Genomic DNA, 25,410 nt, shown 5'->3' with positions numbered 1-25,410 from the left:
CTAGATGAATGCGTCTGGCATGGACGCCTTCTTTTCGGCCATATACGCACGCAGCGCCTCGTCTGTGGCCGGATCTAGATGGGGCTGCTGGTAGTCGTCCAACATCCGTTGCACCTTTGCCGCCGCCAACTCGTAGCTGGATCGGCTGCCCTCGTCGGTCCAGGTCTCATACGGTTTGTAATCCAGCACGCCCGTGCGCCAGAACGCCGTTTGATAGTTGTCCTGCGTATGCGCGCAACCAAGGAAGTGCCCACCGGGGCCAACCTCGCGCAGGGCGTCCATCGCCTGCGCCCCCTCGTCCACCGCAACGCCTTCGGCCATCCGGTGCAGAATGCCCAACTGGTCGGCATCCAGCACGAACTTCTCGGGTGAGGCCGCAAGGCCGCCCTCCAGCCACCCGCAGGCGTGAAGCATGAAATTCACCCCCGACAGAAGTCCCATGTTGAGCGAATTCGCCGTCTCATATCCCGCTTGCGCATCGGGCAGCTTGGAGCCGGTGAACGACCCAGAAGAGCGAAATGGCAGCCCCAGGCGGCGGGTGAGCTGTCCCATGCCATAGGTAATCTGCGAGGCCTCGGGCGTGCCAAAGGTCGGCGCGCCAGAGTTCATGTCGATCGACGTCACCATCGCCCCCATGATCGCCGGTGATCCCGCCCGCACCAACTGCGAATAGGCCACGCCTGCCAGCCCCTCGGCCAGGCATTGCGTCAGGGTGCCCGCCACGGATACCGGTGCCATGGCGCCGCCCACGATGAAGGGCGAAATGATCGAGGCCTGGCCTGCCGCCGCATATTGTTCCAACGCGCCCATCATCACGCCATCGAAGGTCAGGGGCGAGTTGATGTTGATCAGCGAGGTCATGACGGTGTTGTTTTCAACCACATCCGCCCCGAATAGGATTTTCGACATCTCGATGGAATCAACGGCCCGCGACGGGTCTGTCACCGATCCCATGTAGGGTTTGTCCGACAGCGACATGTGGGCATAAAGCATGTCGAGGTGGCGTTTGTTGACCGGCACATCGGTCGGCTCGCACACGGTGCCGCCGGAATGGTGCAACCACTTGGACATGTAGCCAAGCTTCACAAACTTTTCGAAATCCGCCATCGTGCCATAGCGCCGCCCGCCCGCAAGATCGTGCACGAACGGCGGCCCGTAGACGGGCGCAAGGACCAAGGTGTTGCCGCCGATTTCCACATCGCGGGCGCGATTGCGCGCGATCTGCGTGAATTTCGAGGGCGCGGTCTTCACCAATTCGCGCGCGAGGCCCCGGGGGATATGCACCCGCTCGCCGCGCACATCCGCGCCCGCATCGCGCCAGCGTTGCAGCGCGGCGGGGTTTTCGACGAACATGACGCCGATCTCTTCCAGCACCGTCTCGGCGTTGGCCTCGATGATCTCGAGCGCCTCTTCGTTCAGCATCTCCAGGTTGGGGATCTTGCGCTCGATGAAGCGCGCCGTCTCGAAGCTGACTGCGCCGCGCGACGCGCGCCGCGCAGCTCCGCCACCGCCCCGAGCCCTACGCCGACCGCCTGCCTGTTCCACTTCGCCCATGACACCCTCCAAAGGCCTGATCCGTTGCCCCCTGATTATCCTGCGGCGGCCCCCGCCCATCGGTGAACTGCGACATGTGGGACGCGGATGCGACATGGACCACGCAGGCAGCCATAATCGCACAATAAAATGCCCGACCAAGAAGCCTTGGCCGGGCAACATCCTCAATTTAGCAGTTATCAGAAGCGAAAGGCCGCGCCCAACGTGAAGCGAGTGCCATCAATTTCAAATTCGTGCAGGTCGCCGCCGCCGAAATCAAAGTTATCAGTATCGTACATCACCTGCTCGATCTCGGCCCGGATCACGATCTGATCCGTGGCGCCGTAATCAACGCCGACCCCTACGGAATATCCGGTGAAATTCTGGTTCGCGGCGCCGAAACCCCCATGGTTCGAGAAGAAATCAGAGCTGACGACGCCGACCGTAAGATACGGCAAGACATTGTCGAGAGCATAGCCGGCCCGGACCTCTGCTTGAAAAGTCGAGTCGACTTCGAAGGGGTTCATGAAAGAGCCATCATCGCCGGCCATTCCGCCGAAGTTATAGCTCAACTCGACACCCAAGATGAACTGGCTAACGGCAAAGTTATAGCCTGCGAAAACGCTGAACGTCTCACCATCGACATCAAAGGGTCCGGGGCCGAAGGTGATATCGTTCGCGTCGAACGAATTCAGCGAAATACCAGCGCCAACATAAGCACCCGCCCAATCATATGGTGTTTCAACGACGACCGGTGGCGGTGGCGGCGCAACCTAGCCTGTGGCCAATGCGGGTGATGCAAAGCCCAACATGGCGGCTACGACAAAAAACTTCTGTTTCACGGCTTCCATCACTCAAGGTTCCAAAAATGTGTGCTTTCATATGGCGAGGCTGGCACTTGGCTCAAGATGAATGGGACTGATGCCACATGGATACTGCAAACCAGTTGCATTGAAGTGACACACGCGCTCTTGCACAGCGAAGTGACGCGGCTTAGTGCCGTGCCATGAACACAGCCGCTGTCCCAGACCCCGCCCTCCATGAACGCCTGCTGATCATCGATTTCGGCAGTCAGGTCACGCAACTCATCGCCCGCCGTCTGCGCGAGTTGAGCGTATACTGCGAAATCCACCCCTATCAGAACGTCGATGACGCCTTCATCGAGGCATTTGCCCCCAAGGCGATCATCTTTTCGGGTGGGCCGGATTCGGTCACGCGCGAAGGCTCGCCCCGGCCGCCACAAGCCGCCTACACCGCGGGCGTTCCGATCCTGGGTATTTGCTATGGCCAGCAGGTGATGATGCAGGACCTGGGCGGCGAGGTGCACGGGGGCAAGATCTCCGGCGGCGGCGGCACCGCCGAATTCGGGCGCGCCTTCGTGGAGCCAACGGGCGCCTTGGCCCTGTTGCAGGGCTGGTTCTCGGACGGGCGCGAACAAGTCTGGATGAGCCACGGCGACCACGTTGCCAAACTGGCACCGGGGTTCGAGGTCTTTGGCACCTCCCCCAACGCGCCCTATGCCATCACGGCGGATGTCGCGCGCAATTTCTTCGCCGTTCAGTTTCATCCAGAGGTGCACCATACGCCGCGCGGTGCAATGCTCTATGAGAACTTTGTGAAACTCGCGGGCTTCACCGGCGACTGGACCATGGACGCCTACCGCGAACAAGCCATCGACGCGATCCGCGCCCAGGTGGGCGACGCGAAGGTGATCTGCGCACTGTCGGGCGGGGTCGATAGCTCGGTCACGGCGGCGCTGCTCCATGAGGCGATCGGCGACCAGCTGACCTGCGTCTTCGTGGACCACGGGTTATTGCGCCTGGATGAGGGTGTGGAAGTGGTCGAGATGTTCCGCGATCACATGAACCTGCACGTCATCCACGCCGAAGAACAGGATCTGTTCCTGAGTGAGTTGGAGGGCGTTTCCGACCCGGAAACAAAGCGGAAGATCATTGGGCGTTTGTTCATCGACGTCTTCCAGAAGTATGCCAATGAGATCGAGGGCGCGTCCTACCTTGCCCAAGGGACGCTTTATCCTGATGTCATTGAATCCGTGTCCTTTTCCGGCGGCCCCTCGGTGACTATCAAGTCGCACCACAATGTCGGCGGTCTGCCTGAAAAGATGGGGCTCAACTTGGTGGAACCCCTGCGGGAGTTGTTCAAGGACGAGGTCCGCGCATTGGGTCGAGAGCTTGGCCTGCCCGCCCATTTCATCGCCCGCCACCCCTTCCCCGGCCCCGGCCTCGCCATCCGTTGCCCCGGAGAGATCACCCGCGCCAAGCTGGACATCCTGCGCGAGGCCGACGCCGTCTACATCGATCAGATCCGCAAGCACGGCCTTTATGATGAGATCTGGCAAGCCTTCGTGGCGATCCTGCCGGTCCGCACCGTGGGCGTCATGGGCGATGGGCGGACCTACGATTACGCTTGTGCCCTGCGCGCGGTCACATCGGTCGACGGCATGACCGCCGACTACTACCCCTTCACCCACGACTTTCTGGGCGAAACCGCGACGCGGATCATCAACGAGGTACCGGGCATCAACCGCGTGACATATGACATCACGTCGAAACCCCCAGGAACAATCGAATGGGAGTGAGGCGTCTTGGCCGCGCGCTGAGATTTGTCTTGCTGATCTACCTGGGGACCTTCGCCGCGGTCGTGGTGACGGCATACGCCTGGCCCGAACATTCGGCCCCCGCGCGTGCCGATGCGATCATCTGCCTTGGCGCAGGCTCCACCCCCAACACGTTGACCCGCAACAGCTATGAGCGCGCCGTCACCTGCGCGGACTTGTTCGAGGCGGGCGTCGCCCCGCAGATCGCCTTCACCGGCATCGTTGCCGCCCCGCTGATGGCCGAAATCGCGGTCGCCCGAGGGGTCCCGCCAGAGGCGATCCTGGTGGAAGCCGAAAGCCGCTCGACGTTGCAGAACGCTTTGTTCACCGCGCGGATTGTGCCGGAAACGGCCCGGATCATCGTCGTCACCGACGCGTTCCATTTGCCACGCTCCTGGGTGGCGTTTCGTGTGATGGGGTTTGAAGACATCGCCCTTGACGCATCAGCCATGCCGCGCCTGCGCCTGATGCCGCTGCTCCGCGAAGCTGTTGCGATCTGGTTCAACGCGGGCCGCATCGTGGTTTGGGCGGCAACGCCGTGGTTGCCCGAAGACGCCCGGGCCGCCCTGCTGATCTAGCGATACGCCGTCAGGCGACCGTCCTCGGTCACAACAAGAAGCGTGTCGCTGACAACGATCGGATGGGCGGCGGCGCCTTGACGCATTTCGACCGCACCAACCAGCGCGCCGGATTCCGGGCTGAAGAAACGGATGTTGCCATCGCCCGAGGCCATGACCAGCCGCCCGCCCGCAAGGATGGGGCCATAATGAGTGAACACGGCACGGCGGCGACGCTCGCGGTCATTGGTGTAAAGCGGCAGTTCGGTGCCCCAGATACGCGCGCCCGAGCCCGCGTCGAGACGGATCAACTCGTTCCGATCCGACACGAAGAACAAGTCGCCGCCGGTATGCAGGACCGGCGAATAAGCGCCCTCGTCCGCTTGCCAGATCCGCTCACCACGGGCGGTGTCAAACGCGACGACCCGGCCCGATTGGTTGCCCGCGTAGAAGCGATTGCCGACGATGACAGGATCGCTGGTGACGTCATTGATGTTGGCATAAGCTACGCCATCGCGCCCCGCCGCGACCGAGGTGTTCCACAGGAGCGCGCTGGAGCGGCGCAGGACGCCACCGATCTCGCCCGAGCCGAACGGCATGACAACAAGACGATCCGTGATCGCGGGGGCAGCGCCCCCGGTCAGCAGCGCGGGGGAATCGGTGCCGGGCACGTTCCATTCCAACCGCCCGGTGTCAGCGTCAATCGCCCACCCCTGATTGTTACGGCTGACAACATAAACGGTGCCGCCCGCGACCGTGGGCGCGCCGATGCCCGCATCAAGCCGTTGCCGCCAGAGAACGCCACCGGTGGCCGCGTCCAGCGCGATCAATTCGCCAAAACCGGTGGTCACATAAAGGCGCCCCCCCGACACGGCGAGACCGCCGCCCGACACATTGCCGCCCCGGTCAAACCCCGGTTGCAAGTCTGCCGCCCAAAGCGCCGCGCCCGAGGTCAGCGACGTGGCCACGACACCCGCTCGACTGTCGAGCGTGAAGACACGGCCATCGGCGGCCACGGGATCGGCCGAAATGCGGTGACGCCGCGTGTTGCCCTGGCCGATTTGTGCGGTCCAGACCTCTGTAAGCGCGTTCCCGAGCGCCGCGTGAGGCGTCCGGTTAAGCGCGTTATAGCCACGCTGTTCCCACGCCGAGAGGCGCACCGGGTTGGGCAGGCTGATGGCTTGGGGCGCATCGCGGGTGACGGTCGCCTCTGCACCGTCGTTCAGGATGGACTCAACCGAAAAACGTTCACCAGGCAGGATCGTTTCCCGTTCGCACCCCACAAGCACCAAGGTCGCGGCGATTGCCACACCTGCCGTAAGGCTCCTGCGGGATGGGAAAATCGTGTCTACAAGGCTCATGCCGCGTCCACCACTCGTTTCGGGACCATGGGACACAGGGCTGTTGCCCGGTCGGGTCCTCGCGTTGCTCGTCCTGCGGGCCTGGGCGCTTACGCGCGCGGGCCCTAGTTTTCCTCGGCCGCACCTTCGGTGCTTGCATCCGCGGCGCCATCTTCGACTGGCACGGTCGCGCCTTCGGCGTTTTCCTCAGCAGAAGCCTCAACAGCGGGCGCCTCTTCGGTAAGTGCCTCGTCAGCTGGCGCTTCCTCAACAGGCGCCTCTTCTGCCGGGGCATCCACCAGGATTGCACCACTTTCCAGCGCCACAATCAACTGCCCGGCGCGTTGTTGCAAGCCTGCCGTTGCCGCGGCGCTCCGCTCGATCGCGCGCAACCGATCAAGTCCGGCGTCCAGATCGCCCGCGCGCACCTCCATCAGGGCCAATTGCTCTTCGGCCAACGCCGAATACGGTGCGCCAGGGGCTGCAAGGGCCTCCAGCGTGGCGCGGGCCTCGGCCTCGGGGGCCGGGTCCAGCATTTCAGCCTTCAAAAGCGCCAGATCCACGTAGCGGCGGGCCACGCCCGGGGCGTCCGCGGCAGCCCGCAAGCGGGTGGCAGCATCGGCGCGATCCTCGCCATTCGCGGCCTCACCGGCGGTCAGAAGCGCCAGGATTATGCCCGCTTCGGCCGAGGGGACCTCCACGGCTTCCAAAGCGGCGATACGCGCCTCGGTGTCGTCACCGTCAAGCGCTTGTAGAAGCGCATCGCCAAAGGCTTCCGCCTGGGCCCGCTGCTGCGCGCTTTGCCATTCGATGTAGGCCGCGCCGCCCACGATCGCGATCACGACAAGGATGGGAATCCACCCCCACCGCCGCATCAGCGCATATAACCGGTCGCGGCGGACCTCTTCGCTGACTTCATCAATAAAACTGTCGGTATTGGCCATGGACGCCGCTCCACCCCGGATCACTATATGTTGCGTAGGGGCTTACCTCGCCTTGGCCCATGGGGGCAAGGCCCGGTTGACGGTGCAGGTTTGCATCTGCCGTCTGCCTTCCCCCGGCACGGGCGTTGCGCAAGCAGAACACTGCCCAAACTGCCTATTCTGAACCGTTCAGTTCACTCTTGTGCTGCGCGCCCAAAAAAAGTAATCCGAGCCGGTCGGTTTAGCGTACAAAAAGCAACATATTCGGGAAGACGGTTGGATACGGCGTCGCACTGGCGACACGAATCGAACCATGAAAGGGTTTGAGATGAAGCTGTTTCCACTGTTGACGGCCGCGCTTGTCTGCGTCGCCCTCTACTTTGCCATTCTGGACCGGGACACGCTGGTGGACTTCGCGGCGCGCTATGTGCCCGAACCAAACAACACCCCGACCAACCTTGCCGATAGCGAAGAAGAGGTCGCGCCCGTGACCGATGACGGCCTGATCAACGTCGTCGTGCGCCGCTCCGAAGCGCAGATGACCGAAAACGCAGTTCTTTTGCGGGGCCGAACCGAGGCCCTGCGCCTGGTCGATGTCGCCTCCGAGACTTCAGGCCGCATCATCTCCATCCCGATCCGGGCGGGCGCATTCGTGGAAGAAGGCCAGTTGATGTGCGAAATCGATCCCGGCACGTCCCAGACCGCCCTTGAAGAGGCCGAAGCCCGCCTTGCCGAGGCGCAGGCCCGTGTCCCCGAGGCCGAGGCGCGCATCCCGGAAGCCCAGGCCCGCCTGCCCGAAGCGCGCGCGATGCTCGCCCAGGCCGAGGCACAATTGACGTCAGCGCAGATCGACGGCAACGCCGCCTCGCGATTAGCCGAATCCGGCTTCGGCTCGGAAACCAGCGCAGCCTCTGCCGCCGCTGGCGTTGCAGGCGCGCAAGCCGGCGTGGAAAGCGCCATGGCGTCGGTGCAGGGCGCGCAGGCCGGCGTGCAAGCGGCCGAAGCCGGCGTGCAGTCTGCTTTGGCAGGCGTGCGCGCGGCTGAAGCCGCCGTGACCCGCGCGCAAGAGGCTATTACACAACTGACGATCCATGCCCCCTTCTCTGGCCTTTTGGAAACGGACACCGCCGAGCTTGGATCGCTGATGCAACCCGGCACGATTTGCGCCACCATCATCCAGCTTGATCCAATCAAGCTGGTGGGCTTCGTGCCCGAAGCGCAGGTCGACCGCATTCGCGTGGGCGCCACGGCGGGGGCGCAACTGGCCTCGGGTCAACAGGTGCGGGGCGAGGTGACGTTCCTGTCCCGCTCCGCCGATGACCGCACGCGCACCTTCCGGGTGGAAATCACCGTTCCCAACTCGGACCTGGCCATTCGCGACGGCCAGACTGCGGATATTCTGGTCCAGACTGAAGGCACGGCAGCACATCTGCTGCCCGCCTCCTCGCTGACCTTGAACGACGAGGGCCTGCTTGGCGTACGGATCGTCGTGAACGGCATCGTCCAGTTCCGGGAGGTTCAAATGATCCGCGACACCCCGCGCGGCGTGCTTCTGGCGGGTCTGCCCGAAACTGCCGACGTGATCGTGGTGGGCCAGGAGTTCGTGACCGCAGGTGTCGAGGTCGCCATCACGCTTGAGGAGCTGACCCAATGATCGGTCTCATCGATTGGGCCGCTGATCGTGCCCGCATGGTCATCGCCTTTGTGCTGCTGTCGCTGACAGTCGGCACGGCGGCCTATATCGGCTTGCCCAAGGAAGGCGAGCCGGACATCGACATCCCCGGCCTCTTTGTGTCCGTCCCCTTTCCCGGCATCTCTGCCGTGGATAGCGAACGCCTTCTGGTGCGCCCGATGGAGGCGGAATTCCAGGATCTCGACGGGCTGCTCACCATCAATGCCACCGCCGCCGAAGGCTATGCGGCCGTCTTCCTTGAATTCGAGTTCGGCTGGGACAAGGGGGCGACCATTGCGGACGTGCGCGACGCCATGGGCCGCGCGGAAGTGCAATTCCCCGATGGCGCGGAAAGCTATTCCATCAACGAGATCAACTTCTCGGAATTCCCGATCATGGTCGTGGCGCTTTCAGGTTCTGCGCCCGAACGCACCCTGATCCGGCTGGCCAATGAAATGCAGACCGAGTTGGAAGCCCTGTCGCCGATCCTGTCGGCAGGCATCGCAGGCGCCCGCGATGAGATGCTGGAGGTGATCCTCGATCCCCTGGCACTGGAGGCCTACGACGTCACCGCCGCCGACCTGATCAGCGCCGTGCAAGGCAACAACCAACTGATTGCGGCGGGCGAGGTCACGACCGAGGGCGGGGCAAACTCCGTCACCATCCCGTCCAGCTTCGACGATGCCCAAGACGTCTATAACCTTGCAATCACGGTAGACGGCGACCGTGTCGTAACCCTGGGCGAGTTGGCCGATATCCGGCTAACCTACCAGGATCGCGACGGCACCGCGCGCTTCAACGGCGAGACGACCATCGCCCTGCAAGTGGTCAAGCGGCAGGGCTTCAACATCATCGACACCGTTGCCCTGATCCGCGAGACGGTCGAGGCCGTCGAGGCCACCTGGCCCGAGGAACTCCGCGCCTCCGTCCATGTGGAAACGACGCTGGACCAATCCGTGCAGGTGGACGGCATGGTGCGGCAATTGGAAGGCTCCGTGCTTACCGCCATCGCGCTGGTGATGATCGTGGTCCTGGCGGCGCTCGGCACGCGCTCGGCGCTGTTGGTGGGCTTCGCCATCCCCACGTCGTTCCTTCTGTGCTTCATCCTTCTGGGCGTCATGGGCATCACGATTTCAAACATCGTCATGTTCGGCCTGATCCTTGCGGTGGGGATGCTGGTGGACGGTGCCATCGTCGTCGTGGAATACGCCGACCGGCGTCTGGCCGAAGGCGCGCGCCCGATGCAAGCCTATACCGAGGCCGCCAAGCGGATGTTCTGGCCCGTGGTATCTTCCACCGCGACGACGCTTTGCGCCTTCCTGCCGATGCTGTTCTGGCCCGGCGTGCCCGGTGAATTCATGGGCATGCTGCCCGTGACGCTGATTTTCGTGCTGTCCGCCTCGTTGATCGTGGCGCTGATCTACCTGCCGGTTCTGGGCGGCGTTGCCGCGCGGACCTCGCGGCTGATCGATACCGTATCGGACACCTTCAAGGGCCTCGTCCCGTGGTACATCGTGCGCCTCGCGATCACGGTAGGCCTGAGCTACCTCATGTTCCTTTCGGCGCTTCAGGTCGTGCGTCCCGGCGTCCTGTTCCCCCTGCCCGAGGATATGCCCCCCCTTGCGCAAATGGGCATCGGTGGCGCGCTGTTCGTCGCCATTTGCGTGCTGATGTCGGTCTGTGTGTCGTCGATCCAGATCACACGCCGCGAAAAGCGTGTGCAATCGGGCTATCGCCGCTCGCCTTTCGGCTGGTTCATCCACCTGATGACCGGCAATCCGGTGATGCCCGTTGTCTCCATCGTGGGCGTCAGCATCTTTGTCGTCTCCGTCTTCACCTACTTCGGCGAGCACAGCCGTGGGGTGGAGTTCTTCGTGACCACGGAACCCGAAACCGCCATCGTCTACGTCCGCGCGCGCGGCAACCTCTCCGTCGAGGAGCAGGACGCCATGGTGCGGCAAGTGGAAGAGATCGTGATGACCCAGGAGGGCGTGCGCGACGTCTTTGCCTTCTCGGGCTCGGGCGGTCTTGATAACAACACCGGTGGCGCGGCAGCCCCCGCCGATACCATTGGCCAGGTCCAGATCGACCTGATGCCTTGGGGCACGCGCGCCAATGGCGACGCTATCCTGGACCAGTTGCAGACCCGCCTTGACGGCTTGGCCGGGTTCGAGACCGAGATCTTTTCGGTCTCCAACGGTCCGGCGGGCGGCAAGCCCGTGTCGTTGCGCATATCGGGCGACAACTGGGAAGAACTGCAAGAGGCCACGAACATCGTCCGCGAGTATTACGAAAACCTCGACGGGTTGCTGTTGGTGGAAGACACCCTGCCGCTTCCCGGCATCGACTGGCAGATCAACGTCGATGTAGAGGCCGCAGGCCGTTTCGGCGCGGATGTGCAGACCGTGGGCGCCATGGTGCAGCTTGTGACGCGCGGCATCCTTCTGGACACGATGCGCGTGCCCACCTCGGACGAGGAAATCGACATCCGTGTCCGCTTCCCCGAAGAAGCGCGCGTCCTGTCCACCCTCGACACCCTGCGCGTGCGCACTCCCGACGGGCTGATCCCGCTGTCGAACTTCGTGACCTACGAGCCGACCCCGCAACTGGCCGAAATCTCGCGCCGCGATCAGGAACGGTTCTTCGAGGTGAAGGCCGATGTCGTCTCGGACGTCATCATCTACGAAGCCGTTCCGCTGGACGAGAATGGCGAGCCGTTCGAGGATGAAGACGGCAATCCGATCCGGGAAGGTGTCATCCCGCTTGGCTTCGGTGATGCCGTGCCCGAAGAGGACGTCGCGCAGGGCGCTGAGGCCAACTTGGTGATCCGCACCCCAAACACAGGCATTGCCGCCTTGTTCGGACCCGAAACCGTCGCGTATCACAACGTCCCCGACTACGCGGGCGATCTGCCATTGGAGCAACTGGCCCAAGCCATCGTCGATGGCGAATATGAGCTGCGCATCACGCCGATGACCCCCACCGAACGCATTGAACGCATCACCGAATGGCTGGAGGCGGAAACGCCCCTGCCCGCCTCGGTCTCGTGGGAATGGGGCGGCGACCAGGAGGAACAGCAGGAAAGCCAGGAGTTCCTGTCGCAGGCCTTCGCCGCCGCGTTGGGCCTGATGTTCATCATCCTGCTGGCGCAGTTCAACTCGGTCTACAACTCCGTGTTGGTGCTGCTGGCGGTGGTGTTGTCCACAACCGGCGTGCTGATCGGGATGCTGGTGATGGATCAGACCTTCTCGATCATCATGACCGGCACCGGGATCGTGGCGCTGGCGGGGATCGTGGTGAACAACAACATCGTTCTGATCGATACCTACCAGGAATACTCTCGCTTCATGCCGAAGCTGGAAGCCATCGTGCGCACGGCCGAGGCGCGTATCCGCCCGGTGCTTCTGACCACGATCACCACGATGGCAGGCCTGGCCCCGATGATGTACGGCATCTCGCTGGACTTCGGGTCGGGCGGCTACACCATCGACAGCCCCACGGCGCTGTGGTGGAAACAGCTGGCCACAGCAGTGGTCTTCGGCCTTGGCATTGCGACCGTGCTGACGCTGATCTTCACGCCGTCGCTTCTGGCCCTGCGTGTCTGGTTCTGGACCATTCTCGGCGGCCTTTTCCGGGGCCTCGCCCTGGTTGGCGCGCGCCGGATGAGCACCCGTGCCCAGGATTGGGCCCTTCAACGCCAGGCCCGCCGCACCCGCGAGCCGGTGATCTACTGGGACGAAGAGCCCTTCGTGGAGCAAATCGACCCCGTCGCGATGCCCGATCCGGAGGCTGAGGCTGAGGCTGAGGAGCAGGCCCCAGATGCTGTCGAAGCAGAACTCCTACCGGAAGCGGAGACCGAGGCAGAAGACCCAACGCCACCCGCCCCCAAGGATCTGCCCGAAACGCCCGATCCGTACGAGGATACCGAGTTGGACAACGACGTCGGCCCGCAACTTCCCCTGCGCGCGGCTGAGTGAAACAGCGGCCGAGTGAAACAAGGGCCGGCGCCTGCATCAGGCCCGGCCCTATCTGTATCTAACACCTCATCATGTCCCGCTGCGAGGTGCGGGCTACCTCCGAGAGGAGACGGCCGACCTGAGCGTCGTCAGGCGGCATCCTCATCGGACACCTGCCGCAGCCAAAGCTGCGCGTAGCGCCCGCCTTTTGCCAGCAACACATCGTGGGTGCCTTCCTCGACCACTTCGCCTCTTTCCAGCACCACGATCCGGTCCGCGTCCACGATCGTCGACAGACGATGCGCGATGGTCAGAACCGTGCGGCCTTCGCCCATCGCCTTCAATTCGGCCTGGATCTCCATTTCGGTGTCCGTGTCCAGCGCACTCGTCGCCTCATCAAGCACCAGGATCGGCGGGTCCTTCAACAGCGTCCGGGCAATGCCCACGCGCTGTTTCTCACCGCCCGAAAGCTTCAGGCCCCGCTCGCCCACCGGCGTGTCGTATCCTTCGGGCAGCGACAGGATGAAATCGTGGATCGACGCGGCCTTTGCCGCCTGCTCGACCTCTGCGCGCGTCGCGCCATCGCGGCCATAGGCGATGTTGTAGTAGATCGAGTCGTTGAACAGCACCGTGTCCTGCGGCACGACCCCGATATTGGCATGGAGCGAGATCTGCGTGACCTCGCGCAGGTCCTGGCCATCAATCGTGATCCTGCCCTTTCCCACGTCATAGAAGCGGAACATCAGCCGCCCGATGGTGGATTTGCCCGACCCCGACGAGCCGACGACAGCCACGGTCTGCCCCGCCGGGATGTCGATATCGACGCCCTTCAGGATCGGTCGCGCTGCGTCATAGCCGAAATGCACCCCTTCAAGACGCACGTTGCCCCCCGTGACCTGCAAGGCCGGGGCGCCCTTGGCATCCTTCACCTCCTGGGGCTGCTCCAGCAGGTTGAACATCTCGCCCATGTCCACCAGCGCTTGCCGGATCTCACGGTAGACGGTGCCGAGGAAGTTCAGCGGCATGGTGATCTGGATCATGTAGGCGTTGACCATGACGAAATCGCCCACCGTCAGCGTGCCATCCTGCACGCCAAGCGCGGCCATGACCATCACGATGACAAGACCCGTGGTGATAATGATCGACTGCCCGAAATTCAAAAACGCCAGCGAATACGACGTCTTCAACGCCGCCGCTTCATAGCCCTCCATCGCGGCGTCGTAGCGGGTCGCCTCTCGGGTTTCGGCACCGAAATATTTCACCGTCTCGAAATTCAGCAGGCTGTCGATGGCCTTCTGATTGGCGTCGGTGTCCTGGTCATTCATCTCCTTGCGGATGCGCACGCGCCATTCAGTGACCTTGAAGGTGAACCAGATATAAAGTGCGATCGTGACGGCGAGGACGATCAGGTAATTGATGTCGAACACCACGGCGAGGATGATCCCCGTCATCGTCAGTTCCAGCACCAGCGGCCCGATGGAGAACAAGAGGAACCGCAGCAGGAATTCGACGCCTTTGACCCCGCGTTCGATAATGCGGCTCAAACCGCCGGTCTTGCGCTGGATGTGGTAGCGCATGGACAGCGCGTGGATGTGCTGGAACGTCTCTAGTGCCAACTGCCGCAGGGCGCGTTGCGCCACCTTGGCGAAAATCGCATCGCGCAACTGGTTGAACCCCACCGTCAGCGCCCGCGCCATTCCGTAGGCCACGGTGATCCCCACGGCACCGACCCCAAGGACCCAGGCCGGGTCCGGTGCCCCATCGCCCGCCAGCATGTCCACGGCGGCCTTGTAAAGGAACGGCGTGCCCACCGCGATGACCTTGGCCAGCGCCAGCATGATCAACGAGATCACGACGCGTTGCTTCACCCAGGGCTTGTCATCGGGCCAGAGATACGGCGCGACCTTGCGGATCGTGCGCAGGCCCGAGCGGCGCTCTTCCTCTTCCAGCTGCGCAAGCGCCTTGGCTTCGGCCTCTTCGGCAGCGCCAAGCGGGGTTTCAGTCTCGGTCTGGGTCGTTGTATCAGCTGGCATGAAGCGGGCGTCCTTTGGCTGACACCTTACCTAAGTCGCCGGGGGGGCAGTGACCAGAGCGCGCGGCCTAGTTCTCGCCGATTGCCGGGTCCAGATCGGGCATGCGGAAAATCTGACCGGGGAAAATCCAGTTCGGATCGCGAATCTGGTCGCGGTTCTCTTCGAAGATCTGCACGTAAAGGATGCCATTGCCAAAGGTGTTTTCCGCCATACCCCACAAAGTAAATCCGGGCTGCACGGTAATCACGTCGATGCCAGAGGCCGCCTGGGCAGGCGCCTCGGCGACCCGTTCGGGGTCTTCTCGCAGAAACGGCGTCTCGACGCGGCTGGCCGCCGAGCCGTCCTCGGCCAGTTCCGTCACCGCAAGCGTGTAAGTGCCGGGGTCGACATCGGGCAGTTGCAGTGACCAATCCCCCTCCGGGCCCACTTCGCCCAATTGGATCGGCTGGTTGTTCAGCGTGATCTGGATATTCGCCGCCGCAGGTCCGCGCCCGGCCAACATCACCGCACCTTCGGCATCATAAGAGATCGCGTCGAGACGCACAGAGGTCTGTACGGCAGGTTCTGCCGCCGGACCTTGCACCACGCGCAGGCCCTCGGCGCTGGCGATCACGATCGAAGGTCCTGTGGTACGGGCGGGCTGCACGGCAGATGGTGGCGTGACGTCGGTCACGGGCGCGGTCGAGGCGGCAACCGACGGCGCGGCGGGCGCGCTCGGTCCTGCGGCCAACGCGTCGGGGGCAGCAGGCACTTCGGGGTCGGCGGGAGCGGCGGGTGCCTCGGCGATAGCAAGTGTCTCCGGGGCGTCGGGCACATCGGCGGCGGCAACCTCGTCGGGGACGGCAACCTCGTCGGCGGCGGCAACCTCGTCGGGGACGACAACCTCGTCGGCGGCGGCAACCTCGTCGGCGGCGGCAACCTCGTCGGCGGCGGCAACCTCGTCGGCGGCGGCAACCTCGTCGGCGGCGGCAACCTCGCCGGGGGCGGCAGGCGCTGGCGTTATCTCGGGCGGCTGCGCTGCGGCAGGTGCCGGTCCTTCCGGATCGGCGAGGTCCGTGGGCGTCGCGGCTGCGACCTCTTCGACGGGCGGCTCTGCTATGGCGGGCGGCCCTGCTGTTGCGGTGGGTTCTTCGGCGACAATGGCAGCAACCGCTTCAGAGGGGGCGAGCGAGGTGAAGGGGGCGATCAGCACCGTCTCGGCCCCCGCCAGCATGGTCCCGTCGGCCAGACGCGCCTCGACGCTCAGAACACGCGGGCTTTCTGACGGGGGGAGGCTCAGCAATGCAACGAAAGCCCCTGCCCCGTCGGCGCGCGTCTCGGCGATCTCGACGCTATCCAGCATAAGCGCCACATTCAGATCGGGCGAGGTGCGCCCGGCAATCACCGCGCGGCCCTCAGGGTCCACGCGCACCAGGTCCAGATGCGGCACAAGCCACGTCGGGGCGGTTTCCAGGGGTCCTTCGGGGGGCGGCTCTGACACCGCGACGGCTGTGGCGGGAGCATCTGGGGTGACGCCTGCACTGGGCGTGACGACTGCACTGGGCGTGACGACTGCACTGGACGTGTAGGGCGCATCTGGCGTGTCGGGGGCCTCTTCGACGGTGGCAACGGTGGGTTGCTCTGCGGGCGGCGTGTCGTCTGCGTTGAACACGGTGATCCCGATGGCCGCCGCCACAAGCACCACGGCACCGACAGCCGTCGCCCCGATCGTCCCAGAGCTGGACCCGAACATCGCGGAGAGTTTCATGCTGTGACCTCTGGCACGGTTTCCCCCTCAAAAAAACCTCGCGAACCGGGCCAGGGGCGCGCCGCACGCGCCCGCGCTTGAGGCCCCCGCCAATGCACAGTATTAGGGCTGAAAGGGTGCCCAAGCGCAAGGTGTTGATATGAGACGGCTGTCACTGTGTGTCTATTGTGGCTCTCGTATGGGGGTGGACCCGGCCTATGAGGCGGCGGCAACCCAACTTGGGACCGCCATGGCCGCGGCAAATATCCGGCTGGTTTACGGCGCGGGCGACGTTGGGTTGATGGGCGCCGTCGCGCGGGCGGCGCAGGCCGGTGGAGCAGAAACCTTCGGCGTGATCCCCACCCATCTGATGGACCGAGAGGTCGGCAAGACCGACCTCACCACCTTCGTGGTCACCGAGACGATGCACGAGCGCAAGAAAGTGATGTTCATGAACGCCGACGCCGTCGTCGTGCTGCCCGGCGGCGCCGGATCACTGGACGAGTTTTTCGAGGTCCTGACCTGGCGGCAGCTGGGGCTGCACGCCAAACCGATCTACCTGCTGAACACAAATGGCTATTGGGACGCGCTGGGGGGATTGCTGGATCATGTCGTGGCCCAGGGATTTGCCGACGCCAGCCTGTTGGACTTCGTGACGACGGTGGACGATGTGTCCGCCTTGATGGCCGCGCTGAAGGACCATGCTTGATCGGCTGGCGCGCACGACTGGGAGGGATGCTGGCGGTCCTTGCGCTGGCCGGCTGTGCCGCGCCAGAGCCGTCTCCCCCCCTGTCCCGCGCGCCCGAGGCGCTTCGACTGGCCACCCTGAACCTGCATTATCTGCGCCCCTCGGACCGACGCGGCATCGCTTCGTTGCAAGAATGGCCCTTGCGCCGAGGCCCCGTGACCGCCGCGTTCCGTGCCATAGATGCCGATATCTTCGCCCTGCAAGAGGTGGGCCTTTTCCCTTGCTGTTCGCAAAACGGCCCCAACCCGGCGCTCGACTGGTTGCTGGATCAGAACCCCGGCTACGGCGTGGCGGCCCATGGTCCGGGCGATCGCTTCCCGCAAATCCAGCCCATCCTATACCGCCGTGACCGCGTGAGCTTGCTGGATCAGGGCTGGTTCTTCTTCTCGGAAACCCCAAATGTCTTGGGCTCCCCCGGCTTTGCGGACGGCTCTTACCCTACCTTCGCCAGTTGGGCTACGTTCCGGCACCGGGGCGAGATCCTCCATGTGGTCAACGCGCATCTGGACGTCACCAGTTGGTTCAACCGCCGCGTGTCCTCGGTCGTCGCGATGCGCTGGATTGCCCCGCGACTGGAGGCCGGCGAACGGGTCGTATTCATCGGCGACATGAACTCTCTTGCGTTCACCCGCCCTGTCCGCGCCATCGCAGAGCGGGGCCTGACCCTCGCGCCGGTGCGGGGGCCGACGTACCACTTCAACCGGGGTCTGCACCTCTACGGGGCCATCGACCACATGGCCTATTCACCGGGCGTGCGCGTGGTACGGGCGCCCACGGTCGTGCGACAACGGTTCGAGGGCCGCTGGCCATCGGACCACTACCCTGTGTTCATGGATGTCGTGCTGGAGTGATGGACATTCCCCCCGGCTGAAGGATGCACTCCTGCCGGGGTGCCCGGCCTTCTAAACGGCAGGCGTCGTCGCTTCCGTCACGTGCAGGGCGATTTCGTCCACAGGATGGTTGGTCAGCGTCAAATCGGCCTCTGCAACCACCTTATCGGTGACGGTCTGATGAAGTTCCTTGCGCAACTCGCCCAAAATCTTGGGAGCCGCGCAAATGATCAAACGGTCGAACCGCCCTTTGTGCGCTTGCTTGTAAAGGATATCCGCCAGATCGCTGGCGAAGCGTTCCTTCTCCAGCCAGTGCCAATCCGTGTCGGCCACGGCCGAGCGCTGGACCGATGGGCCATCGTTGAAGCGGCCGGGCTTGTCGGTTCCCTGCTCTCGGGGCGGGGGATTTTCCTGCTCTGCCTCGCGGAATACTTCCAGATGGGGGTCTTCGGCATCGGTCAGATTGTGCAGAAACAACGCCTTCTCCCCATCTGCCACAAGCACCCAGGTGCCGTGGGTCAACGGAGAGCGGTTGCGAACAACCTGGTCGACGTCGCTTTGTTTGAGGGACGGCTTTGCCATATCACTTGTTCCTTTCGCCAAGATTGTCGGTTCCGGGACGATCCTCATCGGATTTGGTCACGCGCGTGGCCCCAGCAGAGGCATTCGTCATGTGACGCAACTCATCCTTGGTGCCCGTCTTGCGCGCGAGAGCGCCGCCACTGCGGCCTGCTGCGGAAGGTGCATCAAGCTCTTCTCCAAGCAGTTCCCTGGTCTCGCTTCGCCCGTCTTTCGAACGATGACGCTCTGCCATGTCTGATCTCCTTTAGGTCGCCTACGGGATCAACGCGCAACACCCGGCGCAGGTTCCAGGAACGAGAAAGGCCCGCCGTGTCGCCGGCGGGCCTTCAATCATGAAATGTCGACGGCGATCACATGCGCGAGGCGACGTTTTCCCAGTTGACCAGATTGTCGAGGAAGTTCTTCAGGTAATCCGGGCGCTTGTTGCGGAAATCGATGTAGTAGGAATGCTCCCACACGTCGCAGCCCAGAAGCGCTGTCTGGTTGAAGCACAGCGGGTTCACGCCGTTCTCGGTCTTGGTGACAGCCAGCGAGCCGTCGGCGTTCTTGACCAGCCAGCACCAGCCGGAGCCGAACTGACCCGCACCCGCGGCGGAGAACTGGGACTTGAATTCATCGACAGAGCCGAAGGACTCGTTCAAGGCTGCTTCCAACTCGGACGGCATGGACGAAGCGCCCGGCCCCATCATTTCCCAGAACTGGTTGTGGTTCCACAACTGACTGATGTTGTTGAAGATACCGGACTGCGCCACGGCGTTGGCATCATAGGTGCCGGTGATGATCTCTTCGAGGGATTTGCCATCCCACTGCGTGCCTTCGATCGCCTTGTTGCCGTTGGTGACATAGGCGTTGTGGTGCAGGTCGTGGTGATATTCCAGCGTCTCCGCGGACATGCCATGGGCGGCAAGCGCATCGTGGGCATAGGGAAGGTCGGGAAGTTCAAAGGCCATTGTGTGGTCCCCCTGGCTAGTGTGTGTCGCTGCGCCACAGATGGAGGGCGTTGGGGGCAAACGTCAAGGGGGCGGAGGGACTCTGGTGCGCAACGCGGGCGTCACCGCACACGCGGCCGGTTCCCGATTGTGCGGTTCCGAAGGTACCAGGCGCGGCATGTCTCCTGTGGCACACGGACCCGCGAAACCTCGCCGTCCGGGCCGGTGAAAATTGCCAAAACCTCCTCGACCGGGCCTGCGAAGAACCGCCCTTGTTCCACGCAGAGCCCGGGCCCGATCCGCTCGGGCAAAAGGGCGCCGTGCAGCGGCGGGACGGCAAGGGCATAGTTCACGCGCAGGATCTGTCCGTCGTAGGCGTAGCTCTGAAGGCCGTCGTCCTTGGCCCCGATATCCTGCTCGGCAAAGGCCTGGATGTCGAAATAGCTTGGGATCGGCATCAGGTTGGCACGCAGAAAGTTGAAAAAGCTCCAGTCCACCGCAATCGTGCCTAGAAGTACCGCCACCATGACCCACAGGGGGGCCTTCTTGTCGGCAGCCGCCCGTCGCAGGGCCTGAACGATGAAACCAAGACCGGAAATTGCCCCAAGGGTCAAAACCGTCGCGATGGTGATGAACCAGCGATGCTGCCCGCGAATGAAGTCTTCCGGCTGGTAGAAGCCGCCATCGACACCTGCGCGCAAGAAAACAACGAGGGCAAAGACCGATGGCAGCACCCCGATCACGATCGCGATGACGATCGGGCCCGGGCCAGGGCCGCGCGGGAAAAACCCGATGCGCCGCCCGGACATCGGGCGCGCGCCCACGTTCAGGGCGACGGCCTGTGCTGGGGCCATATGGGGTTGATCGGACATGGTGGCTCTCCGCGCTCGGGATGGTCCTGCGGACGCCTAGCGCAGCGTGTTGGCGGAAATATGGCGTGGCGGGTGGCTTTCAATGATTTCCCACCTCGCCCCCCGTCCGCCGCGGCGGGCTTGTACGACCCATGCCACGGACCTCATCTCGGCCACTGGCTTTGAATACGGCGGATCACTGCATCGCACAAAATGCGAATTTCGGTGACGCGCGTGCCCGAGAATTCGACCCCATGATACGACAGCGCCATGGGCTCTTCGCGCGACAACTCGATGTAGGTTTCCGTCTCTCCATCGCTATCACTGATTTCCGTCCAGTCGATGAAACCCATGAAGACGTTCGGCGGGCGGTTGGAAAGAAGGGCATTGATGTCCTGTGTGGCTGCCACGCCAGCAGCGCCCGCGCCCGCCAATCCGCTGAGGTCCACGTAGGAATAATGGTGATCGGCGAGGCCGAAGAAGAAATCCTCGAACGCCATTTGCGAAACGCCGCCGCCCGAACTGGAAATCTCGTACAAGCCGTCGCGCGGGGTCACATCCGTGACAAAGCGGTAAATTCCATCCCGGTAATTCAGTGTCAGCCAGGCGCGCGCCCGGCCCACGCCTGCGCCGTCTGCTGTGGTGACAATGCCCATCAACTCGAAGGGATCCGAGGTGATTTCCCACGAAAACCTATGTGCATAGCGTCCGCCGGACAGGGTCGGCCTGATCCGGATCTGTTCATAAAAATACATCCGCGACGCCGGAAAGGCGGGATGTGCAACACTCAATTCCAGCGACACCGCGCCCGAAAAGCAGCGTTGATCGACCGAGGAAAACCCGTGCCGGTTGTAGAAGTTGCTGACCGGGCGGCCGCCTGGACGCGCCAGCCTGTAGTCACCGGCGCGATAGAGCTCGCCATAGGTATCGTAGGGCGTCTCGGCCTCCGCCGCTGCCTCCTCCGTCTCCGTCTCGATATGGGTGTCAGCCCCCACAGACGACAACCCCAGAGCCGTCATTACTCCGAGGGTCAGGATCCATTTCGCAATCGACCGTTCGGACACGACGCCACCTCCGAGCCTGGTCCGGCGTGCCTGCCGCGATCCCCCGGACCACCTGTTGATGGAACGCCGCACGGCCCCGCCTGGGGCGGGCCATCAGGCTACCCGCAAGGTGCAGCGCGATCAATCTTCTTCAGGCAATCGCCATCAAGTGTCTTGGCCGTAGTACCCCACCTCGCCGCCGTCCGCCGCGGCGGTGGTCAGCAAATCGAACGCATATTGCGCGACCGAGCGGAAGCAGATGACGGCAGCATGGGTCCGGTCGTTCATCCAGAACGCCGCCGGAACCTGCGCCAGCCGCGACCTGCGCATTTCGCCGTATTCCAACGTGCCGAGGTCTGCGGGTGTCAGCTTTCCCAATACCTCGCGCACGTCGGTCGCTTCAATGGTGAAGACCGCCCGCGCGTCCGACACGTTAACGGCAAGATGATGGGCGTCGCCCATGTCTTTCGTCAAACGGGCCACGACCTTGTCCGCGTCGTCGTGCTTGCACATGATCAACAGCTCATCAGGGGCCATCCACGCCACGCTTTCCGGATCGCGGCCCGTGGTTATGGCCCGTTGCGCAGGCAGGGCCAGACCAACAGCCGCCTTCACCGCAGCCGCAGTCTTGGGCGCGGACAGATCGGCCTTCAGCGTGACCATACCCAACAGGCCCATCTCCCGGACATGGGCGAACCCGGTATGTGAGGCACCTTGCAACGCACTGACAGAGTTAGACATTTTGCTTCTCCCCCTCCGGGTCATAGAACACCGGATTGACGATTTTCGCGGCCACCGTGCTCCCGTCCACCTTGTTGAACTGCACCGTTTCCCCCATCCGGTCCGGCCCGTTCAAAACCAGCCCCATGGAGATGCCGCGCCCGAGCGTCGGCGAATGATAGGTCGAGGTCACGCGGCCTTGCACATTCACCTGATCATTGGCATTCCGGCCCTCCGCCACGCAATAGGCGCCATCGGGCAGGACGGATTTGTCCAGCGTCTCCAGCCCAACCAGCTTCCAGCGGTTGGGGTCCTGCATGTAGGTCCGCTGCTGGCCCCGCTTGCCAAGGAAATCCTCTTTCTTCTTGGAAATCGCCCAGTCGAGGCCGAGGTCCTGGGGGATCACGGTGCCGTCGGTCTCGTCCCCGATCATGATGAAGCCCTTCTCGGCCCGCATCACGTGCAGGGCTTCGGTGCCGTAAGAGGTGGCCTGGAACTCCGCCCCCGCGTCGTGCAGGGCCTCCCAGAACGCGCGACCTTGCGAGGCCGGCACGGCGATCTCAAAGCTGAGTTCACCCGAAAAGCTGATGCGGAAGACCCGGGCGTCAAACCCGCCGATGCGCCCCTCGGCCATGCCCATGAACGGCAGTGCCTCGGCCGACAGGTCGAAATCCGCGCCCATCTTCTCCAGCAGCTTGCGCGCATTCGGGCCGACCACGGCGACCTGCGCCCATTGCTCGGTCACATTGGCGGTGAAGACCTTCCAGTCCCACCACTCGCATTGCAGCCAATCCTCCATATGGGCATGGACGTGATCGGCCCCGCCCGAGGTAGTGTGGCAAAGGAACGTCTCTTCATCGAGACGGACGACAACGCCGTCGTCCATCAGGAAGCCATTCTCGGAACACATCAAACCATAACGACATTTGCCCGGTTTCAGGCTGCTCATCATGTTGGTGTAGAGCATATCCATGAACTTGCCCGCATCGGGGCCCTTCACGATGATCTTGCCAAGCGTGGAGGCATCGAGCAGCCCAAGCGACCCGCGTGTGGCGTTGATCTCGCGGGCGACGGCTTGTTCGTGGGTTTCGCCCTGTCGGGGGAAGCAATAGGGCCTGCGCCAGCCGCCGACGGGCTCCATGTAGGCGCCCTGTTCTTCGTGCCATTCATGCATCGGAGTGCGGCGTAGGGGTTGAAAGATCTCGCCCCGCGCCTCGCCCGCAATGGCCCCCATGGAAATGGGCGTATAGGGCGGGCGGAACGTAGTTGTGCCAACACGGGGAATGGCTTCATCCAAAGCATCAGCAAGGACCGCGAGTCCATTGATATTGCTGAGTTTCCCCTGATCCGTCGCCATCCCCAAGGTCGTGTAGCGTTTAGTGTGCTCAACGCTCTCATAGCCCTCGCGGGCGGCAAGCTGCACGTCCGAGACTTTCACGTCGTTCTGGAAATCCAGCCACATCTTGGAGCGTTTCTTGTAGCTCGCGCCATGGGGCATGATCCAGACCGGGGCCAACCCCTCCTCGCTTGCGCTCCTCGCAGTTGCCCCTTCAGAGGGTGTTTTTCCCAGCGCTTTGAACATATTGCCGGTGTTCGTTGATGCATTCTTCAACGTCTCGGCGGCCAGCAAGGCACCATCAGCGGCCCCAACGCAGGTCACGAAGCCTTCGCCGTTGTGGTCCAGCGGCGGGCGCGTGGGGTCGGGCCGGAAGAACGCGGCCTCCGCGTCCCACGTCAGTTTGCCGCCGCAGTGCGACCAGAGGTGCACGACCGGCGACCAGCCGCCCGACATCGCAACCGCATCACAGGCCACTTCCTCGGTGATCAGCCCATCGCCGTCCTGGGCGCAGAGCGCGACAGAGACGACATTACGCAAGCCCTTCACCTTGGCAATGGCGCAATTCACTTTAACATTGACCCCCAAAGCACGGGCCTTGTTGGGTAATTCCCCGTCGGCGCGTGGCCTTGCATCCACCACACAAGCGACGCCCAGACCGGCCTCCACCTGCGCAATCGCGGTGCGGTAGCCGTCGTCATTGTTGGTGACGACAACGATATTGTCGCCCACGGCGACGCCGTAGTTCACGAGGTAGTCGCGCACCGCCGAGGCCAGCATGACACCCGGCTTGTCGTTCCCCGAAAAGCTGAGCGGACGTTCCAACGCGCCGGTGGCCGAGATGATCCGGGTCGCACGGATGCGCCAAAGGCGATGGCGCGGACCGTCGGCCTGCGGCATGTGATCCGTCAAACGCTCATACCCCAGCACATAGCCGTGGTCATAGACCCCCGCCACCATCGCGCGTAGGCGAAGATCCACATTCGCCATACTTTCAAGCTCTTGCACGGCGTTCTTTACCCAAACTTCTGCGGGTTCGCCGTCCACCTCCACGCCATCAACGGGCGCACGCCCGCCCCAATGGGCGCTTTGTTCCATCAGCACGACACGTGCCCCTGCCCGGCCCGCCAGAAGCGCCGCCTGCAGGCCTGCGATGCCGCCGCCTGCCACCACCAGATCGACATGGGCATAGAAATGCTCGTACCGGTCAGGGTCACGCGTCTCGGGGTGTGGCGCTTTGCCAAGGCCCGCCGACTGGCGGATGAACGGCTCGAACACATGTTTCCAGAAGGCGCGCGGGAACAGGAACGTCTTGTAGTAGAACCCGGCAGGCAGGAACCGCGCCACCAGGCCGTTGACCTCGCCCACATCGAACTCCAGCGACGGCCAGTGGTTCTGGGACGTGGCCTCCAGCTTTTCGAACAACTCCGTCGTGGTGGCGCGCTGGTTCGGCTCATGCCGCAGGCCGCTGCCAAGGTTGACCAACGCGTTGGGCTCTTCTGCGCCGCTTGACATGATCCCGCGTGGGCGGTGGTATTTGAACGAACGCCCCACCAGCGTCTGACCATTGGCCAAAAGCGCAGAGGCCAGCGTATCGCCCCTATGACCGCGCATCCATTTGCCGTTGAAGGTGAATTTCACGGTCGTGTCGCGGTCGATCAGGCGACCGTAAGAAGGCAGACGGGTGCTCATGACGAGAAGCTCCAATCGGGGCGTTTGGCTTTGATTTTGTCGATCAGATCGGCAGGCGGTTCAGTTGTTTGCGCCGAATAGGTCCCGAAGACCTCCAGCGTGGCGGTGTCGCGGGCGGCCAGGAACCACTTGCCGCAGCCCGCCGCATGGCGCCACCGCTCAAAATGGACGCCGCGGGTGTTGGGGCGCATGAACAGATAGGCCTCGAAATGGTCGTCGGAAGAGCCGGGACCATGGCGCGTCAGATGCGCCTCGCCGCCGGCGGCAAGCTCGGTCTCGCAGGCAGAGATCCCGCAGTTGGGGCACGTGAGGGTAAGCATGT

Annotated in this window: 19 protein-coding genes and 1 pseudogene; 6 read left to right on the top strand and 14 right to left on the bottom strand. The window is 63.5% G+C overall.

Annotation, left to right across the window (positions count from 1 at the left end; translation table 11 throughout):
• Complete coding sequence (locus tag KUL25_RS04905; RefSeq protein WP_257891915.1) at positions 1-1,554, bottom strand: trimethylamine methyltransferase family protein; 1,554 nt, start codon at positions 1,552-1,554, stop codon at positions 1-3.
• A 179-nt stretch (positions 1,555-1,733) separates the two neighbouring features.
• Positions 1,734-2,252, bottom strand: a pseudogene (locus tag KUL25_RS04900) (outer membrane protein); the annotation flags it as partial.
• 287 nt (positions 2,253-2,539) lie between these two features.
• Between KUL25_RS04900 and guaA the strand changes: the two are divergent.
• Together guaA and KUL25_RS04890 are read left to right on the top strand one after the other, a co-directional pair.
• Positions 2,540-4,132, top strand: coding sequence for a glutamine-hydrolyzing GMP synthase (guaA, locus tag KUL25_RS04895; RefSeq protein ID WP_257891914.1), 1,593 nt, complete (start codon positions 2,540-2,542; stop codon positions 4,130-4,132).
• Positions 4,123-4,728 carry a YdcF family protein gene (locus KUL25_RS04890; protein ID WP_257891913.1) on the top strand — a complete coding sequence of 202 codons (606 nt, stop codon included), beginning with the start codon at positions 4,123-4,125 and terminating at the stop codon, positions 4,726-4,728. The genes guaA and KUL25_RS04890 overlap by 10 nt, the downstream gene beginning before the upstream one ends.
• Here KUL25_RS04890 and KUL25_RS04885 read toward each other — a convergent pair.
• Complete coding sequence (locus KUL25_RS04885; RefSeq protein WP_257891912.1) at positions 4,725-6,068, bottom strand: PQQ-like beta-propeller repeat protein; 1,344 nt, start codon at positions 6,066-6,068, stop codon at positions 4,725-4,727. The genes KUL25_RS04890 and KUL25_RS04885 overlap by 4 nt on opposite strands.
• A gap of 104 nt (positions 6,069-6,172) precedes the next feature.
• Complete coding sequence (locus tag KUL25_RS04880) at positions 6,173-6,991, bottom strand: hypothetical protein (protein WP_257891911.1); 819 nt, start codon at positions 6,989-6,991, stop codon at positions 6,173-6,175.
• Between the two features lie 292 nt (positions 6,992-7,283).
• On the opposite strand from KUL25_RS04880, the gene KUL25_RS04875 reads away from it, so the two are divergent.
• Positions 7,284-8,624, top strand: a complete 1,341-nt coding sequence (locus KUL25_RS04875) for an efflux RND transporter periplasmic adaptor subunit (protein WP_257891910.1) — start codon at positions 7,284-7,286, stop codon at positions 8,622-8,624.
• Positions 8,621-12,619 carry an efflux RND transporter permease subunit gene (locus KUL25_RS04870; RefSeq protein WP_257891909.1) on the top strand — a complete coding sequence of 1,333 codons (3,999 nt, stop codon included), beginning with the start codon at positions 8,621-8,623 and terminating at the stop codon, positions 12,617-12,619. Before KUL25_RS04875 ends, KUL25_RS04870 begins: the two co-directional genes overlap by 4 nt.
• 128 nt (positions 12,620-12,747) lie before the next feature.
• Here KUL25_RS04870 and KUL25_RS04865 read toward each other — a convergent pair whose 3' ends face one another.
• Together KUL25_RS04865 and KUL25_RS04860 are read right to left on the bottom strand one after the other, a co-directional pair.
• A complete protein-coding gene (locus KUL25_RS04865; RefSeq protein ID WP_257891908.1) occupies positions 12,748-14,631 on the bottom strand; it encodes an ABCB family ABC transporter ATP-binding protein/permease in 1,884 nt (627 codons plus the stop codon).
• A gap of 67 nt (positions 14,632-14,698) precedes the next feature.
• Complete coding sequence (locus tag KUL25_RS04860) at positions 14,699-16,378, bottom strand: LysM peptidoglycan-binding domain-containing protein (RefSeq protein WP_257891907.1); 1,680 nt, start codon at positions 16,376-16,378, stop codon at positions 14,699-14,701.
• Between the two features lie 139 nt (positions 16,379-16,517).
• Between KUL25_RS04860 and KUL25_RS04855 the strand changes: the two genes are divergently transcribed.
• Positions 16,518-17,066 carry an LOG family protein gene (locus KUL25_RS04855; protein ID WP_257891906.1) on the top strand — a complete coding sequence of 183 codons (549 nt, stop codon included), beginning with the start codon at positions 16,518-16,520 and terminating at the stop codon, positions 17,064-17,066.
• Positions 17,063-17,956, top strand: coding sequence for an endonuclease/exonuclease/phosphatase family protein (locus tag KUL25_RS04850; protein ID WP_257891905.1), 894 nt, complete (start codon positions 17,063-17,065; stop codon positions 17,954-17,956). The genes KUL25_RS04855 and KUL25_RS04850 overlap by 4 nt, the downstream gene beginning before the upstream one ends.
• 51 nt (positions 17,957-18,007) lie before the next feature.
• Here KUL25_RS04850 and KUL25_RS04845 read toward each other — a convergent pair whose 3' ends face one another.
• The 8 genes from KUL25_RS04845 to KUL25_RS04810 form a co-directional block, all read right to left on the bottom strand.
• Positions 18,008-18,517 (bottom strand): host attachment family protein, encoded by a 510-nt coding sequence (locus KUL25_RS04845; RefSeq protein ID WP_257891904.1) that lies wholly within the window; start codon positions 18,515-18,517, stop codon positions 18,008-18,010.
• A gap of 1 nt (position 18,518) precedes the next feature.
• Positions 18,519-18,749: a hypothetical protein gene (locus KUL25_RS04840; protein ID WP_257891903.1), complete on the bottom strand. Its 231-nt coding sequence runs from the start codon at positions 18,747-18,749 to the stop codon at positions 18,519-18,521.
• A 118-nt stretch (positions 18,750-18,867) separates the two neighbouring features.
• Positions 18,868-19,467, bottom strand: coding sequence for a superoxide dismutase (locus tag KUL25_RS04835; RefSeq protein ID WP_257891902.1), 600 nt, complete (start codon positions 19,465-19,467; stop codon positions 18,868-18,870).
• 101 nt (positions 19,468-19,568) lie between these two features.
• Entirely contained in the window at positions 19,569-20,318 is a 750-nt protein-coding gene (locus KUL25_RS04830; protein WP_257891901.1) for a hypothetical protein, read from the bottom strand.
• A gap of 143 nt (positions 20,319-20,461) precedes the next feature.
• On the bottom strand, positions 20,462-21,361 hold the full coding sequence (locus tag KUL25_RS04825; protein ID WP_257891900.1) for a hypothetical protein: 900 nt from the start codon (positions 21,359-21,361) through the stop codon (positions 20,462-20,464).
• A 144-nt stretch (positions 21,362-21,505) separates the two neighbouring features.
• Positions 21,506-22,081, bottom strand: a complete 576-nt coding sequence (locus KUL25_RS04820) for a sarcosine oxidase subunit gamma (protein ID WP_257891899.1) — start codon at positions 22,079-22,081, stop codon at positions 21,506-21,508.
• Positions 22,074-25,088 (bottom strand): sarcosine oxidase subunit alpha family protein, encoded by a 3,015-nt coding sequence (locus tag KUL25_RS04815; protein ID WP_257891898.1) that lies wholly within the window; start codon positions 25,086-25,088, stop codon positions 22,074-22,076. The genes KUL25_RS04820 and KUL25_RS04815 overlap by 8 nt, the downstream gene beginning before the upstream one ends.
• Positions 25,085-25,408, bottom strand: a complete 324-nt coding sequence (locus KUL25_RS04810) for a sarcosine oxidase subunit delta (RefSeq protein WP_257891897.1) — start codon at positions 25,406-25,408, stop codon at positions 25,085-25,087. Before KUL25_RS04810 ends, KUL25_RS04815 begins: the two co-directional genes overlap by 4 nt.
• Between the last annotated feature and the right edge of the window lie 2 nt (positions 25,409-25,410).

The organism is Gymnodinialimonas phycosphaerae (assembly GCF_019195455.1).
Lineage (GTDB): Bacteria > Pseudomonadota > Alphaproteobacteria > Rhodobacterales > Rhodobacteraceae > Gymnodinialimonas > Gymnodinialimonas phycosphaerae.
Note: the sequence above shows the minus strand (reverse complement) of the source record. Positions and strands in the feature narration are given on the sequence as shown.

Excerpts from the sequence above, each read along its gene's own strand:
- guaA (WP_257891914.1), top strand. The coding sequence starts at position 2,540 with ATGAACACAGCCGCTGTCCCAGACCCCGCCCTCCATGAACGCCTGCTG.
- KUL25_RS04870 (WP_257891909.1), top strand. The coding sequence starts at position 8,621 with ATGATCGGTCTCATCGATTGGGCCGCTGATCGTGCCCGCATGGTCATC.
- KUL25_RS04820 (WP_257891899.1), bottom strand. The coding sequence starts at position 22,081 with ATGTCTAACTCTGTCAGTGCGTTGCAAGGTGCCTCACATACCGGGTTC.
- KUL25_RS04865 (WP_257891908.1), bottom strand. The coding sequence starts at position 14,631 with ATGCCAGCTGATACAACGACCCAGACCGAGACTGAAACCCCGCTTGGC.
- KUL25_RS04810 (WP_257891897.1), bottom strand. The coding sequence starts at position 25,408 with ATGCTTACCCTCACGTGCCCCAACTGCGGGATCTCTGCCTGCGAGACC.
- KUL25_RS04845 (WP_257891904.1), bottom strand. The coding sequence starts at position 18,517 with ATGGCAAAGCCGTCCCTCAAACAAAGCGACGTCGACCAGGTTGTTCGC.
- KUL25_RS04830 (WP_257891901.1), bottom strand. The coding sequence starts at position 20,318 with ATGTCCGATCAACCCCATATGGCCCCAGCACAGGCCGTCGCCCTGAAC.
- KUL25_RS04885 (WP_257891912.1), bottom strand. The coding sequence starts at position 6,068 with ATGAGCCTTGTAGACACGATTTTCCCATCCCGCAGGAGCCTTACGGCA.
- KUL25_RS04835 (WP_257891902.1), bottom strand. The coding sequence starts at position 19,467 with ATGGCCTTTGAACTTCCCGACCTTCCCTATGCCCACGATGCGCTTGCC.
- KUL25_RS04815 (WP_257891898.1), bottom strand. The coding sequence starts at position 25,088 with ATGAGCACCCGTCTGCCTTCTTACGGTCGCCTGATCGACCGCGACACG.
- KUL25_RS04855 (WP_257891906.1), top strand. The coding sequence starts at position 16,518 with ATGAGACGGCTGTCACTGTGTGTCTATTGTGGCTCTCGTATGGGGGTG.
- KUL25_RS04875 (WP_257891910.1), top strand. The coding sequence starts at position 7,284 with ATGAAAGGGTTTGAGATGAAGCTGTTTCCACTGTTGACGGCCGCGCTT.
- KUL25_RS04880 (WP_257891911.1), bottom strand. The coding sequence starts at position 6,991 with ATGGCCAATACCGACAGTTTTATTGATGAAGTCAGCGAAGAGGTCCGC.
- KUL25_RS04905 (WP_257891915.1), bottom strand. The coding sequence starts at position 1,554 with ATGGGCGAAGTGGAACAGGCAGGCGGTCGGCGTAGGGCTCGGGGCGGT.
- KUL25_RS04840 (WP_257891903.1), bottom strand. The coding sequence starts at position 18,749 with ATGGCAGAGCGTCATCGTTCGAAAGACGGGCGAAGCGAGACCAGGGAA.
- KUL25_RS04860 (WP_257891907.1), bottom strand. The coding sequence starts at position 16,378 with ATGAAACTCTCCGCGATGTTCGGGTCCAGCTCTGGGACGATCGGGGCG.
- KUL25_RS04890 (WP_257891913.1), top strand. The coding sequence starts at position 4,123 with ATGGGAGTGAGGCGTCTTGGCCGCGCGCTGAGATTTGTCTTGCTGATC.